Below are 18250 nucleotides of genomic sequence, written 5' to 3'. Positions count from 1 at the left end.
AAGCGACTCCCACACACATCACTCCACGGATCACAACCATGACCGAACATCACTTCCCCCTCGCCGCCGTGGTCGGCGCCGATTCGCTGAAGTTGGCGCTGTGCCTGGCGGCCATCGATCCGGCCATCGGCGGCGTGCTGATCGAAGGCCCACGCGGTATGGCCAAGTCCACCCTGGCCCGTGGCCTGGCCGATCTGCTCGATGGTGGGCGCTTCGTCACCCTGCCGCTGGGCGCGAGCGAGGAACGCATCGTCGGCACCCTGGATCTGGACGCGGCGCTGGGCGAAGGCCGCGCGCAGTTTTCCCCAGGCCTGCTGGCCCGTGCCGATGGCGGTGTGCTGTATGTCGATGAGGTCAACCTGCTGCCGGATCATCTGGTCGACCTGCTGCTCGATGCCGCCGCCAGCGGGGTCAACCATGTCGAGCGTGACGGCATCTCCCATCGGCATGCCGCGCGCTTCGTGCTGATCGGCACTATGAACGCCGAGGAAGGCGAGCTGCGCCCGCAACTGCTCGACCGCTTCGGCCTCAACCTGGCCCTCGATGGCCAGCCGCAGCCAGCCGAGCGCGCCGAGATCGTCCGCCGTCGCCTGGCCTTCGATGCCGGCCCCGCAGCCTTCCTGCAGCGCTGGCAGAGCGAGCAGGATGCCCTCGCCGCGCGTTGCCAGAATGCCCGCCAGCACCTGGCGGATATCCCGCTGGATGACGCCGCCTTGGGTGAGATCAGCCGGCGCTGCTTCGCCGCCGCGGTAGATGGCCTGCGCGCTGATCTGGTCTGGCTGCGCGCCGCCCGTGCCCATGCGGCCTGGCGTGGTGCGGCGGCTATCGAGCCTGTGGATATCGATGCGGTGGAGGACTTTGTCCTGCGCCATCGTCGTCGTCAGCAACCACCACCGGCTGCCATGCCGCCGGAGCAGGGCAAGGCGCCACAGCTGGCGCAGGAACAGAGCCAGGGCGAAGGCCAGTGGGGCGAGTTGCCGGCGCAGCCGCAGGCTATGGGCGAACGACGCGTGCCGCCGCGCTGGCCAAAAAAGCCCTGAGCATCCGCCCGCGTACAGCCACAGGCGCGGATGCCCGCAACCGGCCCGGACGACTCGGCGGCGGCCTGCATGGCGCTGTGCGCAGCGGTGCGGGCGGGCGTATCGACTGGCCGGCGACCCTGCGCCATGGCCGACCGCAACGTCGCGAGCAGTTGGTGCTTCGCCCGCGCAGCCAGCAGGCTGAGGAACTCTGGCTGGTGCTAGTCGATGCTTCCGCCTCCACCCGCCGCCATGGTGCGTTGAGCCTGGCCAAGGGTGTGCTCGCTGAAGTATTCGATAGCGCCTATCGCCAGCGCGCGCGTCTGGCCGTGCTGCAGGCCGGTGGTCGTGGGGCGCAATGGCTGTGGCAGGGGCGCAAGGCCAGCGCCGAGCTGCACCGCTGGCTGCACGAGTTGGGCGCTGGTGGTGGTACGCCGTTGCTTGATGCACTGAATCAGGCGGGTGACTGGCTGTCGCGTCGACAACGAGCGAAACCGAGCGAACGGCAGCGCCTGCTGATTCTTACCGACGGGCGCTTGCGTGATCTGCCCACGCTGGTGCCTTTGCCGTGCCCAACTCTGCTGCTCGATACCGAGCGAGCGCCCATCCGCCTGGGCCGCGCCCGTCAATTGGCGCAGGCACTACAGGCCGACTACCAACATATCGACGACCTGGCGCCCGGCGTGCCAGGACGAACCTGGAGAACCCCATGAAAACCCTGCTGCTGGTCGGCATCGGCGCCGGCGACCCGGACTACATCACCGTCCAGGCGATCAAGGCGCTACGCCGCAGCGACGTGATCTTCCTAATGGACAAGGGCGCGGCCAAGCACAAGCTCAACGCCCTGCGCCGCGAGATCTGCGCGCGCTTTCTCGATGGCCACACGCCGCGTTTCGCCGAAGGCCTGCAACCGGAGCGTGAACGCGATGTCGCGGACTACCGCGCCAGCGTCGATGAACTCAACCGTGACAAGCAGGCGGTGTTCGAGCAACTGATCGACGAGCAGATGGCCGATGGAGAGACGGCAGCCTTCATGGTCTGGGGCGACCCGTCGCTGTACGACAGCAGCATCCGCATCATCGAAGCCATCGCCGCACGGCGCAGCGATTTCACCTATGACGTGATTCCCGGCATCAGCAGCCTGCAGGCGCTGACCGCGCGCCATCGTATCCCGCTCAACAGCATCGGTCGCGCTGTGGAAATCACTACCGGCCGCCTGCTCGCCGAAGGCTGGCCACAGGGCGTGGACAGCGTGGCGGTGATGCTCGACGCCAAGGACACCTACCGTCGCTTTGTCGGCCAGGGCCTGTATATCTACTGGGGGGCATACGTCGGTACGGCCGATGAAATCCTGATTGCCGGGCCGCTGGATGAGGTGGCCGAACGTATCGCCAGCACCCGCGCCGAAGCGCGGGAGCGCAATGGGTGGATCATGGATAGTTATCTGCTGCGCAAGGAAGCGGCGGCGTAGGCCTGAGGGCAGAAGCGGTGGACAAGAAGAGCGTTGTCCACCCTACGCGCCGTTCTTAAATACCTAAGTAGCGGCGTATCACCCATTCCTCATCTGCTCCTGCTGGCGTTATACGTGCCCAGTCCCCCATGAGTTCGTATACCGGGAGTTTCTCACCGAGTACGAGCCTTCTTAAACGGGGCGCTGTTCGTGACGGCAGTGCATAGGTGAAGGCAGCGTCAGTTTGAGCATGACTCCAAGCTATTACGTCTTTGGGCTCAGAGAGCTCATATTTGAGCGGCGGCTTCTCTGATTGTGCTGGGCTGTGGGGCGGCTTAGAGAGCGTCAGGGATTGCCGGGTTATCCATTCATCGGGCTGTCCAGGTTCAGAAATACGTATCCAATCACCTACTTGCTGGTAAGCACGCACCATTTCACCAAATGCCATTCTCCTCAGGCGCCGGGCTGTATGGTTCGGAGAGTTTACGGAATACGTGTCGTTGTCCTGTACGTACAGATCGGAAGCCACTGCAGTTTCATGGGATGTAGTAGGAGACGGCGTCCGAATTGTGGGAGTAGGAGCCACATAGCTAGATATCCCTATACGGCATGTCTTGTTCCAAGAAATACAAGAGTTGCCACAGGGCTGGCTGTTTCTGCAGTTCTTAGCCCAAACATCTGTCGTGAGCAGACTGAAGAGTGCCAAGGATAGGGCTAGAGCTTTCATGACCATTCCATGGGCTGTATAGAGAAGGCACTAGGCTACTACTGCTTGGCGATATCGCACAGCTGATAGGGCATGTGCCGACAAGTATGGTGGAAAACCGCGAAGCGTTTTCCACCATCTCCCACTTAGTCGCGAACACCGTGCCTTACAACCAACTCCAAGAAACCCCCGTATACACCCCAAACCCTTCCCCAGGCGTGGAGCGCGCCACATCGACGCCGTTGTCGTTATATCCCGGCGTCACGGTGGCGGCATAGCGTTTGTCGGTCAGGTTGCGCAGGTCGAGCCAGGCTTGCCAGTCGTCTTTGGGCGAGGCGTAGCCGAAGGTGGCGCCGAAGGTGGTGTAGGCGTCGGCGTAGTAGGAGTTGGCGTAATCCACCGCGACCTTGGAGGCATACTGGCTGTTGAGGCCGGCGTAGAAGCCGCTCGGGTGGTCGTAGCGCACCTCTGCCTGGTAATAGTGGCGCGGCAAGCCGGGCAGGCGGTTGCCGCCGAATTCGTCGTCGTTGCGGTAGTGGAAGTCGCTGAAGGTATAGGCCTGGCGCAGGCTCAGGGCGCCAGCGGCGCCATCTTGCCACAGCGTGCTGGTCAGGCCGGCTTCGATGCCCTGGTGCACGGTAGGGCTGGCGTTGGATTCGGCGAATACGTTGGGCTCGATCTCGACGGTGAGCAGTTCATGGCGCACCTGTGAGTAGTAGTAGGCCAAATCCCATTCACCGATAAACGAGTCGCCACGGGCGCCGACCTCGAAGGTAGTGGCGGTCTGGTTGTCCATCGAGATCGGCGTGCTTTGGCGGGTGCTGTATGGCTGGTTGCCGGCCGGGAAGCGTAGCGGCGAACTCCAGATCATCGACCAGGCATGCGGCGGTTCCACCGAGCGGCTGATATTGCCGTACAGCTGCACCTCGGGGTTGAGCTGATAGCGCAGGCCGATACGCGGTGCGTAGTCCCAGGTATGTTCGCTGAGCTTGTCGTCGGTGGCTGGCCAGGTCACCTGCACTTCGCGGCGCGTGTAGATCAGCGCCAGGCCGCTGGTCAGCCACAGGTCGGGGGTCAATTCCAGTTCGTTGCCGATGTGCAGCACGTGGTCCGAACCCAGGTGTTCATAGGCGCGCATCAGGGTGCCGGCCGGATAGGGCGTGCCGTTGACGTTGATCGGCAACGCCGCGGTCTCTTTCGCTTTGCTGCTCGGCAGGTTGGTTGTGCTGCGCCAGCCGATGGTGGTGCTGCTGTTGAGCCCGAACAGGGTATGTCGGCGCGTGTAGTTCAGCGTGCCGCTGATATCGCTGTAATCCACACGGATGCGATAGGCGCCGCCGCGATAGGCGGTCTCGGTGATATCCATCGGGTAGTGGTGGTAGGCCAGGCCGGCGACCAGGGTGGAGTCGTCGTCGATGCGCCAGGTGGTCTTGTTGGCCAGCCAGGTGCTGCCGGGCTGGTCGCGATGGGCGTCGATGCTGCGGTTGGCCGCCGCGGCTTGGCGCGGGTCGTCCTTGAGTTGCGCTTTGGTCAGGCGGCCCGGCGTTTCATGCTCGGTCTCCCGGTAGCGCAGGTAGAAGCGTGTTTCCAGATTCTCATTCAGGCGATAGCCGAAGTTGCCGGCGACGCCTTTGCCCTTGCCTGACGAGTGGTCCTGATAGCCATCGGTATGGCTGTCGGTGAGGGCGAGGTAGTAATCGAAATCGCCCAGCACCTGGCCGGAGGCGATGTTGCGCTTCTGGTAGCCACGGCTGCCTGCTTCGTAGCGCAGCTGCAGCTTGGGCGCGGTATGGCCGGTGTGGGTGATGTAGTCGATGGCGCCGCCCAGGGCCAGCGCGCCACGGTCGAAGCCGTTGGCCCCGCGCAGCACTTCGGCGCGACTTATCCACAGCGGTTCCAGCAGTTCGTAGGGCGTGCCGCCGGAACCGGTCAGTGGCAGGCCGTCGAGCAGGATATGGGTGCCGGAGGCGTGCGAGCCGGGGCCGCGGTTGATGCCCGAGCCGCGCACGCTGATTTTCACGCCTTCGTTGCCGGGCGACTGCGCGTAGACGCCGGGCTGGTAGGCCAGCACATCGGCGACGCCGGCCACGCGGCCCTGCTCGACCTTGGCCATATCTACCACATTGGTCGCGCCCGGCACGCGCTTGAGCTCTTCGCGCGCGGCCTCTACTTCACTCAGCTGCACGCCGGTGACCTGCAGCGAGTCGAGTTGCACGGGCTCTTCAGCGAAGGCGCTGTGGCCGCTCAGGCAGGCGAGGGCGAGCAGGGTGAGGCGGGCAGGTTGGCGGGAAAACGGCAGGGGCAGCATGCAGGGGCTCCGTTGAGCGGGCGGCGAGTGTGTCTGATGAGGGCTAACGAGGATTCGTCACCCACAGGCCGCTGGCGCGGGGGCACATCATGCCGTTTTTGCCCGTGCTGTGCAGCGGGCCGCTCAGGGAGAAGCAGGGCGGTCGCGCGACAGGCCACCCGCCCCTGTGGATAACCCTCAGGCCAGACCGGCCTTGTCCAGACCGAACTGCTTGTCGGCGGAGCCCGGCACGGTGCGGAAGGCGACATTGAGGCGGTTCCAGCCGTTGATGGCGACCACCAGGAAGCTCAGTTCTGACAGCTCCTGCTCGGAGAACTGCTCGCGCACGTTGGCGTAGATGGCATCGGAGACGCCGTGTGCTGACAGTTGGGTCAGGGCTTCCGTCCACTCCAGCGCGGCACGTTCCTGCTCCGAGAACAGCGGCGATTCGCGCCACACGGCGACATGGTGCAGGCGCAGTTCGCGGTCGCCATGGATCTTCGCTTCCTTCACATGCATGTCGACGCAGAAGGCGCAGCCGTTGATCTGCGAGGCACGCAGCATGACCAGGTGGGCCAGCGGCGCGAGGAACGGGCTGCGGGTCAGCAGCATGGAAAACTCGGCGTATTTGCCGGAGGCCTTGGGGGAGAGTGCGAAGTAGTCGAGGCGCTGGCTCATGGTGTTCATCCGTATCCGCGTTGAGGGGCGCGATGGCCTGCCCCGGTAGCGATGAATCTACCCAGCAGTGGCCCAGTCACATAGATCCAATTGTGCAGATTCGGACTGGTCCACTTCGCTCAGCGCCGCGCCTGCGACGGCGGAAATCCGTACGCGCGCTTGAAGGCGGCACTGAAGCTGCTGAGGTGCTCGTAACCGGCCAGGTTGGCGGCTTCTTCCACCGACAGGCCCTGTTGGCGCATGGCCTGGTAGGCACGGGCCAGGCGCTGGCGGCGCAGGTAGGCGGCGATGGTGATGCCGTTGCGGCTGCGGAAGGCGTTCTGCAAATCGACCGGGTTGGTGCCGAGCTGGCGCGCCATGTCGGCGATGCTCAGGGCGTCGGCCTCGCCGCTGTCGAGCCATTCCTTGAGGCGTGCCAGGCAGCGTTCGAGATGGCTGCCGAGGCGTTTCTCCTGGGGCGTATCGATGCCGCGCAGGATGTCGCAGGCCAGATCCAGGGCGAAGCTTTCGCGCTGCAGGCGCTGCAATAGAAGCGGCAGCGTTGCGTCTCGCTCGAGCAACTGATGGGCGCGCTGGAGGATGTCCACCGAGGGCTGCCAGGGCAGGTTGTGCCAGTGGCTGCGGCTGAAGCGCAGCAGGTTGTCGCTACGCAGGTGGCTGCCGAGGGCGAACTGCTGTAGCCAATCCGGGGTGATGCTCAGGCACACCTTGGTTTCTTCGCGGCCGTTACGCCAATGGCGCTGGAACTGATCGCTATCGGTCAGGTTGACCAGCATGGCGCGCTGGCCGCCGGGGCGGGCATCGAAGTGCAGGCGTTGGTGCGGCAGGCTGACCTCGGCCTCGCCCTGCAGCAGAAAAGCGGCGGTGATGCCTGGTGCCAGGCGGTTGTCGCTGCTGGCGTCGACCAGGTCGCGGCTATGGCTGAAGTACAGCACCAGGCCTTCGCTCAGCACCTGCACCTGTTGTTCGCCGTCGAGCACTGGCTGCTCGCCCGGCAGCTCGCGCTGAAAATGCAGGTTGCCGCCCAGGGTGTGGGCAACATCGCTGAGCTGACCGCAGGTGAAGACCGTCATGGTGGCTTGACCGATGGAAGTTTCGTTGCGGCTAATTTTTCCTTCTTTTCCCCTAAGCGCGCAACATTGTTCAGAATTATTCTCATGTGCAATGAGGTCGCAATCGTCTTGATTGCGTCACCAACGATCATGGGAATTACACAGCGATGGGTTTGCTCCTCACGCAAACGACGGTGGTCGAAGCGGTTTTTCACGAGCATGTCGACGCGGCGCAGATACGCCAGTGGCTGGACGGCATCGAGCGTCTGATCGAGGGCCGTCAGCCGTTCTTCTTCATTTCCAGTACCCGCGAGGGCAGCACCCTCGCCGAGGATTACCGGGCCATCCAGGGCGTCTGGTACAAGCAGCACAAGGCGGCGTTCCGCGAGATCTGCGTGGGGCTGGTGCGCATCGCCAGCGATGCCGACGAACTGGCCCGGCTCGACACCCCGGCGCTGCATGCCGCCTGGGGCGTGCCCTATTTCGTCACCCTGGACAGGACGCACGGCTATCGCTGGATCGCCGAGCGCATGGTGAATCATGCAACGTCCGTCTGAGCAGGTGCCGGTGACCCGGCTGGCGCTGGCGGTGATCGTGGTGCTGTACCTGGCCCACGCGCTGCCGCTGTACTTCTTCAACGTGGCGATGCCGGCCATTCTGCGCAGCCAGGGTGTCGACCTGCGCTGGATCGGCATGCTCTCGCTGCTGTACATCCCCTGGGCGTTCAAGTTTCTCTGGGCGCCGCTGGTCGACCGTCATTATCTGCATAGCCTCGGTCGCCGTCGCACCTGGCTGTGGCTGACCCAGGCAGCATTGGTGGCCGGCATCCTGCTGCTGGCACTGACCGGGCTGGAACACGGCCTGCTGCTGTTCGTGCTGGTGAGCCTGTGGATATCCACCTTCGCCGCCACCCAGGACATCGCCATCGACGGCTACACCGTGGAGTCGCTGGCCAGCGAGGATCATCGCCTGGGCAGCATGGCGCAAAGCATCGGCGTGGCCCTGGGCAGCATGCTCGGCGGTGCCGGCGTGTTGTGGCTGTACCAGGTGGTCGGCTGGCAGAGCGCGCTGCTGACCCTGGCCGGCCTCAGTGCCTTGACCATGCTGGCGGTGGTGCGGGTCGATGATCACCTGCCGGCGCAGGCCGAGGCGGCCAAGCCGGGCTTCATCGCCACTTTCAAGCGCCCGGAGATCCGCTGGGCACTGTTGCTGATTCTGGTCTATCGCCTGGTCGAGGCCCCGGCCATGGCCATGCTCACGCCGATGCTGGTGGATCGTCTGTGGTCGCTGACGCAGATCGGCCTGCTGATGTCGGTGGCCGGCGCCAGCGTCGGGCTACTCGCCGCCGTGGCGGCTGCGCGCCTGTTGCTGCGCCAGCGCGCGGCAACCCTGCTGCTGCGCGCCGGCTGGCTACGCAGCCTGGCCTACCTGGCGATGGCCGGGCTGCTGCTCAGCGGCCTGGCCGACGGCTCGCCCGTGTGGCTCGGCGCCATGGTGCTGGTGCTCCTGGCCATCCGCTACCTGGCGATGACCAGCCTCTACGCCTTGTTCATGCAGCTGTGTTCGCGGCAGCAAGCCGGCACCGACTTCACCGTGCTGGTGTGCTTCGAGCTGCTGGTGTTCTTCGTCGGTGGCTCGCTGTCGGGCTTCCTCGCCAAGGGCTTGGGCTACGAAACCTACTACCTGCTGCTGGGCGTGCTGTCAGTGCTCAGCGTCCTGCTCTGCAAACCTATCGTCCGGCGCATCCAGGCCGGCACCGACAATCATTGACGCGCTTTCTCTGGGGGAAACCATGAGGCATCTTTCGGCATCCATGCAGGTCACCTTGCTCAGCCTGGCGGTGAGCGGCGCGCTTCACGCGCAGGCCGACGACACCACGACCAGCCAGGTCAAGGAGCTCGGCCCGATGGTGGTCACCGCCACCCGTTCGGCCAAGAGCATCGCCGAGATCGCCGGCACGGTGTACAGCATCGAGCGTACGCAGGTCGCAGAGCAGGCCGCCGCTGGCCGTTCCACCGCAGATATCCTCGGCCAGCTGGTGCCCTCGCTGGCACCGAGCAGCGGCACCACCAGCAACTACGGCATGACCATGCGTGGGCGCACCGTGCAGGTGATGATCGACGGCGTGCCGCTGACCGGCTCGCGTGATGGTTCGCGCCAGCTCAACAGCATCAACCCGGCGATGATCGAGCGCATCGAGGTGATCTCCGGCGCTACCAGCATCTATGGCGCCGGCGCCACGGGCGGGTTGATCAATATCATCACGCGCAATGCCGATGATGAAACCAGCGACTTCAGCAGCCGTATCGGCCTGCGCAGCCCCGGCAAGGCAGCGCGTGACGCCATGGCTTACGAGGCCTCCCAGACTGCCGCCTTCCACCAGGGCGCGGTCAGCGGTTTCGCCGGCCTGAGCTACACCAAGCAGGGCGAGATTCGCGATGCACACGGTGATCGCATCGGCCCGGAGATCGCCCAGACCGACCGCCAGGACACCACCAGCTTCGACTTCAACGGCCGCCTGACCTGGCACCTGGACGACGACCAGCAGTTGAGCGCCGGTGTGCGCTATTACGACGACGAGCAGGACAGCGACTATGGCCCGGACTACGGCCCAGGCCTGGCAGCGCTGTTCACCCCGGCGACTTTCCAGCCGAGCCTGCAAGGCATCAAGGGCCTGCAACTCGACGATCAGCCGCGTACCCGTCACTACGGCGCCAACGTCCAGTATCTGAATCGCGACCTGTTCTGGGGCCAGCAATTGACCGCCGAGGCCTATTACCGCAAGGAGAAGTCGCGCTGGTTCCCGTCCGTGGCGGCCGCGGTGCACCCGGCGCTGCCGGGGGGCTTCACCTACGTGGCGCTGCAGTCCAACACCGATATCGATGTGTGGGGTGTGCGCACCGCGTTGCAGAAGGGCTTCGAACTGGCCGGGCGCGACCTGCAACTGACCTACGGCCTGGATCACGAACGGGAAAAGGACAGCCAGAGCGGGCAGTCTTACGACCTCAATACCTTCATCGCCAGCAACGGTCTGAACTACCGCGAAGCCCAGCGCTATGCCATGGGCCCGGACGTTGAGGTGAGCAAGACCGGCCTGTTCCTGCAGGGCGACTACCAGCTCACCGAGCGTCTCAGCCTGCAGGCCGGGGTGCGTCGCGAGACCATTAGCAACGACGTGGACGCTTCCATTCCCTATGGCGAGGCGATTGCCGCCGACCGTGTGCCGGGTTATCAGCCGCAGACAATGGCCGGCGGCAACGTGCGCCACAGCGAAACCCTGTTCAACCTCGGCGCGGTGTATGCGTTGACCGACAGCCAGCAGGTATTCGTCAATTTCTCCCAGGGCTTCAGCCTGCCTGACACCCAGCGCATGCTGCGCGACGTGTCGGCCAACTTCTCGATCGATAGCAGCATCGATTCGATCAAGGTCAACAACTACGAACTGGGCTGGCGCCTGGGCGATGCCCGCGGCCTGAATGCCGGGGTGACCGCGTTCTACAACACCTCCGACAAGGTGGTGCAGTTCAACCGCGACTACAGCGTCTCGGTGGCCGATACCGACGAACGCGTGTGGGGCGCCGAGGGCAATCTGCAGGTGCCGGTTGCCGAGGGCTGGACGCTGGGCGGCACCCTCGCCTACACCCGCGGCCAGTACAAGGACGCCGCCGGCAAATGGCGCGAGCTGAATGCTTTCCGCGTGTCGCCGCTGAAGGCCACCGTTTACAGCGACTGGGATTTACTCGATGGCTACGGCGTACGCCTGCAGGCACTCAGCGTGGGCGGCAGCGACCGCGCCTACGACGACGCCCAGGCTGCCGCGGTGAGTCCGAGCATCCGCGCCAATCCCTCGGCGAAGATCCAGGGCTACACCGTGGTCGACCTGATCGCCCACGCGCCCTGGTTCGGTGGCGAGGTCGGCTTCGGTGTCTACAACCTGGCCGACCGTGACTACAAGAGCGTCTACAGCCAACAGGCCGAGGCCACCTACGGCAAGCTCTCCAGCCTGCCGGCGGCGGGGCGTACTTTCGCCCTCAGCTACTCGGTGGCGTACTGATAAGCGCTCAGTCCGCCCGGTAGTTCAGCGGCCGCTTCGACGACTCCGGCAGAGCCAGGCCGCCGACCAGGGCCAGCAGGGCAATGACGATCAGGTAATAGGCCGGCGACATGCGGTCGCCGGTTTGCTCGATCAGCCAGGTGGCGATCAGCGGCGCGGTGCCGCCGAAGATCGTGTAGGCCAGGTTGTAGGTGAAGGCTGAGGCGGTGTAGCGCACCCGGGTGGGGAACTGCTCGGAGAGTAGCACCGCCGTCACCACTCCGCAGATCACCGCGCCGACCGCCAGCAGCATCGCACCGGCAGCCGAAGCCCATAGCGTGCCGGAAGCGGCCAGGGTGAAGGCGGGGTACACCGCGACGATCAGCGCCACGCCAGCGGTAAGGATGGTGCGGCGGCGGCCGACGCGATCCGAGTAGCGCCCAACGAAGGGGCACAGCAGGGCGGCGAAGAACAGCGCCACCAGGCTGGCCAGCAGGGCGGTCGGCCGCGCGGCGCCACCGACCACCTGCATGTAGGTGGTGAGGTAGGTGGTGAACATGTAGAACGACAGCGCCGTGGCCGAGATGAAGGCGCCCAGGCAGGCGATGGTCGCGCTATGCAGGCGCAGGGTTTCCATCAGCGGTGAATGCTCCGGCGCCGGTTCGGCGGCCATCGCCTTGAACGCCGGTGACTCGTCCAGGCGTAGGCGCATATACAGGCCCACCAGGCCTAGTGGCGCGGCGATCAGGAAGGGCAGGCGCCAACCCCAGGCCTGCATCTGCTCGCTGCTGATGATCTGGTCGAGGCCGAACACCAGGCCGGCTGCCGAAGCGAAGGCGAGGAAGGTCGACACCGGCACGAAGCTGCCATAACGGGCCTTCTGTTCGGTGGGCGCATGCTCCATGACGAAGGCACAGGCGCCGGCGTACTCACCGCCGGCGGAGAAGCCTTGCAGGCAGCGCGCCAGGGCCAGTAGCAACGGCGCGAACAGGCCGATGCTGGCGTAGGTCGGCAGCAGGCCGATCAACGTGGTGGCACCGGCCATCAGCAGCACGGTGATCGACAGCACGCGCTTGCGCCCGATGCGGTCGCCGAGAATGCCGAAGACGATGCCGCCCAGCGGGCGCAGGGCGAACGATACGGCGAACACGGCGAAGGTTTGCAGCAGCGCCAGGGTCGGATTGCCCGGTGGGAAGAACAGCGAGGCGATGGTGACGGCGAGGAAGCCGTAGACCGCGAAGTCGAACCACTCGACGAAGTTGCCGATGGCGGAGGCGGCGATCACCTTGTGCAAGGTGGCCGGGCTCACCTGCTGGCCCGTGTGGATAGCATGCATGCGACGCTCCTGATCCCTGATTTAGACGGTTTCAGGCAGGTTACGGAGCGATGGCCGGGGAGGTCGCTTCGCAGGCGACAGTAGCGTTGCCGTGAGCGACCTCAGCCCTGAGGAAACTGCGCCGGATCGGAGAAGCAGGCGCGCAGGTGATCGAACACCAGGCGCACTCTTGGCGGCACCGGGCCTTGCTGCGGGCGGTAGATGAACAACTGCCAGGGGTCGGGCGCCTGCTCGGTCAGCACTGCCTGCAGGCGGCCGCTCTCCAGATAGGGTTGCGCCAGGTAGGTGGGCAACTGGCCGTAGGCCAGGCCGGCGAGCACGGCTTCCAGCTCGGCTTCGGGGTCATCGCAGACCAGCGCTGGCGCGGGCGGATGCAGGCTGGGGCCATGGGCGAATGTCCACGGCCAGGGGCGGCCGTTCTTGCGGTCGATCAGCACCGACAGTGGCCGCTGCTGCAGCTCGTCGAGACTGCGCGGCTGGCTTGTGGCAGCGATCAGTTCCGGCGTGGCCACCACCAGTAGCGGCACCGGCGCCAGGGCGCGGGCGACGTAGCGGCTGTCACGCAGGAAGCCGACGCGGATGCCGATATCGATCTGCGCTTCCACCGCGTCGGTGATCTCGTCCTCCAGGCGCAGGTTCAGCACCAGTTGCGGGTGCTGCTTGAGCAGGGGTTGCAGGAAACCCACCAGAAAGCGCTTGCCGATGGCCTGCGGCGCGGTGATGCCGATGCGCCCGGCGATGGCCGATTCGGTTTCCGCGCGATGGCCGCGAAACAGCGCGTCGAAATCCTCCAGCATCTGCCGGGCACGCACCGCGTAGGCCTCGCCGAAGGCGGTGATATGCACTTGGCGGGTGTTGCGGTGAAACAGAATCTCGCCGAGTTCCTCTTCCAGCGCCTTGATCGCGCGGGTCACCGCCTGCGGCGAAACCCCGAGCCGAGTCGCCGCCTCGCGGAAATTGCTGCAGTCGGCCGCACTGCAGAATATGCGGATCATCTCCATGCGATTGAGCATATCGGGGCGCCTTTGTATTCCAGAATATGGAATAGCCTAATCCAAACTCTTCCATTCATTGAAACTGAAATCGCCTCTAACGTGAGCCCATGTCCGGCGTATGGCACGGACACTCCAACGAATCGAGAGAGGGCTTACCCATGAGCAACAACATTTCCGGCAAGGTCGTGGTCATCACCGGCGCCAGCAGCGGGCTGGGCGAAGCGACAGCGCGTCATCTGAGCCAACTGGGCGCCAAGGTGGTGCTGGCGGCACGGCGTAAGGAGCGTCTCGAGCAACTGGTCAGCGAACTGGTCGCCGCTGGCGGCGAGGCCGTGGCCTACCAGACCGACGTGACCCGCGCCGATGAGGTCAAGGCGTTGATCCAGGGCGCGCTGGACAGCTTTGGCCGCGTCGATGTGCTGGTCAACAACGCCGGGCTGATGGCCATCGCGCCGCTGAGCGATGTACGCGTCGAGGAGTGGGAGCGCATGATCGACATCAACATCAAGGGCGTGCTGTACGGCATCGCCGCGGCGCTGCCGGTGTTCCAGCAGCAAAACGCCGGGCACTTCATCAACATCGCCTCGGTGGCCGGGATCAAGGTGTTCAGCCCGGGTGGTACCGTTTACAGCGGCACCAAGTTCGCCGTACGCGCCATCTCCGAAGGCCTGCGCCATGAGGTTGGTGGCAGCATCCGCACCACCACCATCGAGCCAGGCGCGGTGGATTCGGAGCTGAAGTTCGGCAGTGCGCACCAGCAGAGCCGCGATTTCGTCGTCGACTTCTACAAGCAGGCGATCCCGGCGGAATCGGTGGCGCGCGCCATCGCCTACGCCATCGAACAGCCGGCCGATGTCGACATCAACGAGATCGTCCTGCGCCCGACCGTGCAGGAATTCTGATCCGCGCCTGCCGCGTATGCGGCAGGTTCGCCCTTCTCTAGGCGCTTGCGATACTGGTCTGCACTAGGCCAGGATGCAGGCGCTGTTTTCGTTCAAAGGAGAGGGGGCAGCATGTTTTCCCATATCTGTATCGGCGTGAGCGATTTTCCACGCGCCCTGAGGTTCTACCAGCCGTTGATGGATTTGCTGGGTGTCGAGTTGCGTTTACTCGATGCGGAAAAGCCCTGGGCGGTCTGGCAGTCAAGCCCGGAGCCCCGGCCCCTGTTGCTGATCAGCACACCTTATGATGGCGCAGTGCACCATTCCGGCAACGGGCAGATGGTGGCATTGCTGGCGCAGACCCGTGCACAGGTCGATCAGGCTCACCGGCTGGCGCTCGCTCAGGGTGGGCGTTGCGAGGGCGCTCCAGGCCTGCGCGTGCACTATCACCCGGATTACTACGGCGCCTATTTTCGCGACCTCGATGGCAACAAGCTTTGCGTGGTGTGTCACCGCCCCGAGTGAGAGAGGCCTACCCCTGGCGCGCTGGTTCAGCGCTCGCTCAGCGCGCCAGCGGCAGCGCCACGCCGATCAGCACGAAGAGTACGCCGCAACTGCGGTTGAAGGTGCGGCCGCCGCGCTCCAGCCAGGGGCGTACGCGAAAGGCCAGCAGCGCCAGCAGCAGCTCGACGAGGAATTCGACCACGGCGAAGGTCGCTGCCATTACCACGAACTGCACGGCCAGGCCGCGCTGCGGGTCGACGAACTGCGGCAGGAAGGCGCCGTAGAACAGGATCACCTTGGGGTTGGACAGCGCCGACAGCAGGCCCTGGCGAAACAGCCGGGCGGCGCTGGGGCGCACACCGCTGTCGGCCAGGGTCAGGTTCATTGGCGGTGAGCGCCACAGCTGCACGCCCAGCCAGATCAGGTAGGCGCCACCGATCCACTTCAGCGCCAGCAGGGCGGCGGGCGCAGTCTTGAGCAGGGCGCCGAGGCCGAACATGGCCAGGGCGATCAGCGCGCTGAAGCCGACTACACCGCCGAGGATGGTGGCCAGCGCCATACGCGCGCCATACAAGCCGCCGTGAGTCAGCGCCAGCAGGCTGTTGGGGCCGGGCGTCAGTGCCAGGCCGAGGGTGGCGACGAAGTAGACGAGCCAGAGTTCGAGGGCCATGCGGGTCTCCTGTGAATGCGCGGCCAGTCTAGTCAGCGGCAGGGGCGGGGATGAGGTAGATTCTGGTCATCTAATGGTTGGTTCTGGACAGGGCATGACTGAAAACCCCGATCTGCGTTTTCTCCTGCTGCCACTACCGGAGTTCGCCCTGCTGCCGTTTGGTGGTTTCCTCGACAAGCTGCGCTTCAGCGCCGACGACGAGGACTACAGCCGTCAGCGCTACTGCGCCTGGACGATCCTCGGTCTGCATCCGGGGCATGTGCTGTCCAGCAGCGGTGCAGCGCTGCGCATCGAGGCCACGCCGGACGAGCTGAAGCTGGCCGACTACGACTACCTGGTGCTGTTCGGCGGGCGCAACGCGCAGGCCACTGCTGCGCTGGCGCCGACCTACCAGCCGTTGCTGCGTCGCGCGGCCCGCGCTGGCGTGAAACTGGTGGCGATCGACAACGCCAGCTTTATGCTCGCCGCCTGCGGTTTACTCGACGGTCACCAGGTGGCGGTGCACTGGCGTCACGAGGCGGAATTCCGCGCCAGCTTCCCGCACCTGCGCCTGGCCCGCGAGCGCCTGTATTGCCTCCATGGCGCGCGGATTTCCTGCGCCGGCGGCACGGCGGCCATCGACCTGGCAGTGGAGCTGCTGGCCCAGGGCAGTGGCCGGGCAAGGGCGCTAAAAGGCCTGGCCGACATGCTGGTGGACGAGACGCGCAGCGGCCAGCATGCGCTGCGTTCGCTGCACACCACGCCGAGTGGCGAACGCCATGTCGACCGTGCCATCGCCCTGATGCGCCACGGCCTGGCCAGCGCCGACGGCATCGAGCAACTGGCGGCCAGTGTCGGTATCAGTCGGCGTCAACTCGATCGTCTGTTCCACGCCAGCCAGGGCATGAGCGCGCGCGAATACTGGAACGAGCTGCGCCTGCAACACGTGCGCTGGCGCCTGCTCAACTCCAGCCACAGCCTGGCGCAGATCGCCGATGAGATCGGCGTCGGCGATACCAGCCATCTGGGCAAGCTGTTTCGCCAGCGCTTCGGTTCCACGCCTGGGACGATGCGCCGCCAAGCCAAACCCACGCCGTAGGAGCGGCTTCAGCCGCGAAGCTGGGACAATAACGGCACCCAAACCGAGGTCAGCAGCAATAGGGCCATGCAGCGGTTGAACAGTCGCAACCTTGCCGGTCGCCGCAACAGGCGCGCGCTGCCGATGCCGAGTAGACCCCATACCAGCAGGCACGGCGTGGACACCAGCAGGAACAGCAAGGCATAGGCCGTCACGGCGCCGAACGAGGCGTCGCCGCCTAGGAAGATCGCCGTGACCGAGATGGTCATCAGCCAGGTCTTGGGGTTGATCAGTTGCAGGCCGGCACCCTGGACGAAGCCCTGGCGCTGATCGACGCTGCGCTCGCCCAGGCCGGCAGTTTCGGCGCGCATCAGCTTGCAGGCCATCCAGCTGATCCAGCCGGCGCCGGCCCAGCTCATCGCCGTCTGCAGCAGCGGGGCGCGGGCCAGTAGTTCACCGAGGCCCAAGCCGACCACCAGCAGCATCAGGCTGGCGCTTAGGCTCGCCCCGACCGCGATGGTCAGGGCGATGGACAGGCCGAAGCGGGCGGCGCTGCCGAGGATCAGCAGGTTGGTCGGGCCGGGGGTGATCGAGGCCACCGAGGCGAACAGGATAAAGGGCAGCCACTGGCTCATGGCTGCGCCCGGTAGGCGGTGAAAGACATTGGGCATCGCTCCATATTGGGTATGGCGCGATTGTCCGGCTCGCTCGCTCAGTGGTCTTGAAGCTTTGTGCAGAGGTTGCGGTAGGCGCCCGGGGTGACGCCGTTGGCGCGGCGGAACCAGCGGCCCAAATGACTCTGGTCGGCGAAGCCGAGGTCGCTGGCGACATCCGCTGGCGTCGTGCCTAGGGCCAGCAGACGCCGGGCGCGCACCAGGCGCAGCTGGATCAGGTAGCCGTGCGGGGCGATGCCGAAGGCGGCCTTGAACGCGCGACAGAGGCGAAAGCGGTCGACGCCGCAAACCCGCGCCAGTTCATCGAGACCGATGTTCTCGTGAAAGTGCGCATGCAGGTAGTCGCGGGCACGCAGGGCCACGCTGGGTATCTGCGGGTTGCCTGGCAGTTGCTGGCGCCAGTGCAGGCTGCGCGAGATTCGCTCCAGCAGCGCATCCAGCGCGGCGTCGCGCACCATGCGCGGCTCGCCGTCGCTCAATGCCTGCAAGGCATTGGCGATGCACGGCAGCAGGCCGGGATCGTCCGGCTGGGTGCGCGGCACGCCGGGCAGGCAGTCGCTGGGCGCCTGTTCGAACAGCGCCGGCAATGCCTTTTCCAGCCAGGTCGGTTCTAGATATAGCGTGGAATAGGTGAAGCCGCCTGGCGTCGGCGCATGGCCGTCATGGATGTCGCCGGGTTCGAGAAAGAAGGTCTGCCCCGGCACGCTGCTGAACAGCGCCCGACGGCAATGGAACTGCTGTACGCCTTGTTCGGTGAAGCCGATCAGGTAACTGTCGTGCCAGTGCGGATCGTAGGCATGGCCCTCGAAATGCGCACGGATCACCTCGATGCCGGTATCGGCATCCTGCTTGAGGTCGACCCATGATTGCGCGTTCATCGCCCGGCTCACAGTGGAAAGTGGAACGCC

Annotated in this window: 17 protein-coding genes; 9 read left to right on the top strand and 8 right to left on the bottom strand. The window is 65.4% G+C overall.

Translation table 11 applies throughout. From position 1 onward, the window contains the following. Positions 1 to 38: 38 nt before the first annotated feature. From BM059_RS10990 to cobF, 3 genes are read left to right on the top strand one after another with little or no spacing between them, the layout of a single operon-like run. Complete coding sequence (locus tag BM059_RS10990; protein WP_074938629.1) at positions 39 to 1040, top strand: magnesium chelatase ATPase subunit I; 1002 nt, start codon at positions 39 to 41, stop codon at positions 1038 to 1040. Continuing rightward, entirely contained in the window at positions 1022 to 1732 is a 711-nt protein-coding gene (locus tag BM059_RS10985) for a vWA domain-containing protein (RefSeq protein WP_074938975.1), read from the top strand. The genes BM059_RS10990 and BM059_RS10985 overlap by 19 nt, the downstream gene beginning before the upstream one ends. Continuing rightward, positions 1729 to 2490, top strand: a complete 762-nt coding sequence (gene cobF, locus BM059_RS10980) for a precorrin-6A synthase (deacetylating) (protein ID WP_074938627.1) — start codon at positions 1729 to 1731, stop codon at positions 2488 to 2490. Before BM059_RS10985 ends, cobF begins: the two co-directional genes overlap by 4 nt. A gap of 851 nt (positions 2491 to 3341) precedes the next feature. Here cobF and BM059_RS10975 read toward each other — a convergent pair. From BM059_RS10975 to BM059_RS10965, 3 genes are all read right to left on the bottom strand, one after another. Continuing rightward, the gene (locus BM059_RS10975) at positions 3342 to 5483 is read right to left on the bottom strand and encodes a TonB-dependent receptor family protein (protein WP_074938625.1); all 2142 of its coding nucleotides are present in this window, start codon (positions 5481 to 5483) and stop codon (positions 3342 to 3344) included. A 177-nt stretch (positions 5484 to 5660) separates the two neighbouring features. After that, positions 5661 to 6149 (bottom strand): carboxymuconolactone decarboxylase family protein, encoded by a 489-nt coding sequence (locus BM059_RS10970; protein WP_083413267.1) that lies wholly within the window; start codon positions 6147 to 6149, stop codon positions 5661 to 5663. 110 nt (positions 6150 to 6259) lie between these two features. Then, positions 6260 to 7213 carry a helix-turn-helix transcriptional regulator gene (locus BM059_RS10965; protein WP_074938623.1) on the bottom strand — a complete coding sequence of 318 codons (954 nt, stop codon included), beginning with the start codon at positions 7211 to 7213 and terminating at the stop codon, positions 6260 to 6262. Positions 7214 to 7359: 146 nt separating this feature from the next. Here BM059_RS10965 and BM059_RS10960 point away from each other — a divergent pair, with 146 nt between their 5' ends. Genes BM059_RS10960 through BM059_RS10950 form a run of 3 tightly spaced genes read left to right on the top strand, consistent with a single transcriptional unit; the run spans position 7360 to position 11246 of the window. Continuing rightward, positions 7360 to 7749, top strand: coding sequence for a hypothetical protein (locus BM059_RS10960; RefSeq protein WP_074938621.1), 390 nt, complete (start codon positions 7360 to 7362; stop codon positions 7747 to 7749). Beyond that, positions 7733 to 8962: an MFS transporter gene (locus BM059_RS10955; protein ID WP_074938619.1), complete on the top strand. Its 1230-nt coding sequence runs from the start codon at positions 7733 to 7735 to the stop codon at positions 8960 to 8962. Before BM059_RS10960 ends, BM059_RS10955 begins: the two co-directional genes overlap by 17 nt. Positions 8963 to 8984: 22 nt before the next feature. Further along, complete coding sequence (locus tag BM059_RS10950; RefSeq protein WP_074938617.1) at positions 8985 to 11246, top strand: TonB-dependent receptor; 2262 nt, start codon at positions 8985 to 8987, stop codon at positions 11244 to 11246. A 7-nt stretch (positions 11247 to 11253) separates the two neighbouring features. On the opposite strand, the gene BM059_RS10945 is transcribed toward BM059_RS10950, so the two are convergent. After that, complete coding sequence (locus tag BM059_RS10945; protein WP_074938615.1) at positions 11254 to 12561, bottom strand: MFS transporter; 1308 nt, start codon at positions 12559 to 12561, stop codon at positions 11254 to 11256. 101 nt (positions 12562 to 12662) lie between these two features. Then, a complete protein-coding gene (locus BM059_RS10940; RefSeq protein ID WP_074938613.1) occupies positions 12663 to 13574 on the bottom strand; it encodes a LysR family transcriptional regulator in 912 nt (303 codons plus the stop codon). A gap of 140 nt (positions 13575 to 13714) precedes the next feature. Between BM059_RS10940 and BM059_RS10935 the strand changes: the two genes are divergently transcribed. Next, positions 13715 to 14458: an SDR family oxidoreductase gene (locus tag BM059_RS10935; protein ID WP_037004120.1), complete on the top strand. Its 744-nt coding sequence runs from the start codon at positions 13715 to 13717 to the stop codon at positions 14456 to 14458. Positions 14459 to 14569: 111 nt separating this feature from the next. Beyond that, positions 14570 to 14962 (top strand): VOC family protein, encoded by a 393-nt coding sequence (locus tag BM059_RS10930; protein WP_074938611.1) that lies wholly within the window; start codon positions 14570 to 14572, stop codon positions 14960 to 14962. 37 nt (positions 14963 to 14999) lie between these two features. Here the strand turns inward: BM059_RS10930 and BM059_RS10925 are convergent, their stop codons facing one another. Beyond that, entirely contained in the window at positions 15000 to 15611 is a 612-nt protein-coding gene (locus tag BM059_RS10925) for a LysE family translocator (RefSeq protein WP_074938610.1), read from the bottom strand. A 94-nt stretch (positions 15612 to 15705) separates the two neighbouring features. On the opposite strand from BM059_RS10925, the gene BM059_RS10920 reads away from it, so the two are divergent. Further along, positions 15706 to 16689: a GlxA family transcriptional regulator gene (locus BM059_RS10920; RefSeq protein WP_074938608.1), complete on the top strand. Its 984-nt coding sequence runs from the start codon at positions 15706 to 15708 to the stop codon at positions 16687 to 16689. Positions 16690 to 16697: 8 nt separating this feature from the next. Here BM059_RS10920 and BM059_RS10915 read toward each other — a convergent pair whose 3' ends face one another. Together BM059_RS10915 and BM059_RS10910 are read right to left on the bottom strand one after the other, a co-directional pair. Next, positions 16698 to 17303 (bottom strand): LysE family translocator, encoded by a 606-nt coding sequence (locus BM059_RS10915; RefSeq protein ID WP_074938971.1) that lies wholly within the window; start codon positions 17301 to 17303, stop codon positions 16698 to 16700. A 77-nt stretch (positions 17304 to 17380) separates the two neighbouring features. Beyond that, entirely contained in the window at positions 17381 to 18220 is an 840-nt protein-coding gene (locus BM059_RS10910; RefSeq protein ID WP_074938607.1) for an AraC family transcriptional regulator, read from the bottom strand. Positions 18221 to 18250 lie beyond the last annotated feature (30 nt).

It is taken from the genome of Ectopseudomonas composti (assembly GCF_900115475.1).
In the GTDB taxonomy this organism is placed as follows: domain Bacteria; phylum Pseudomonadota; class Gammaproteobacteria; order Pseudomonadales; family Pseudomonadaceae; genus Aquipseudomonas; species Aquipseudomonas composti.
Note: the sequence above shows the minus strand (reverse complement) of the source record. Positions and strands in the feature narration are given on the sequence as shown.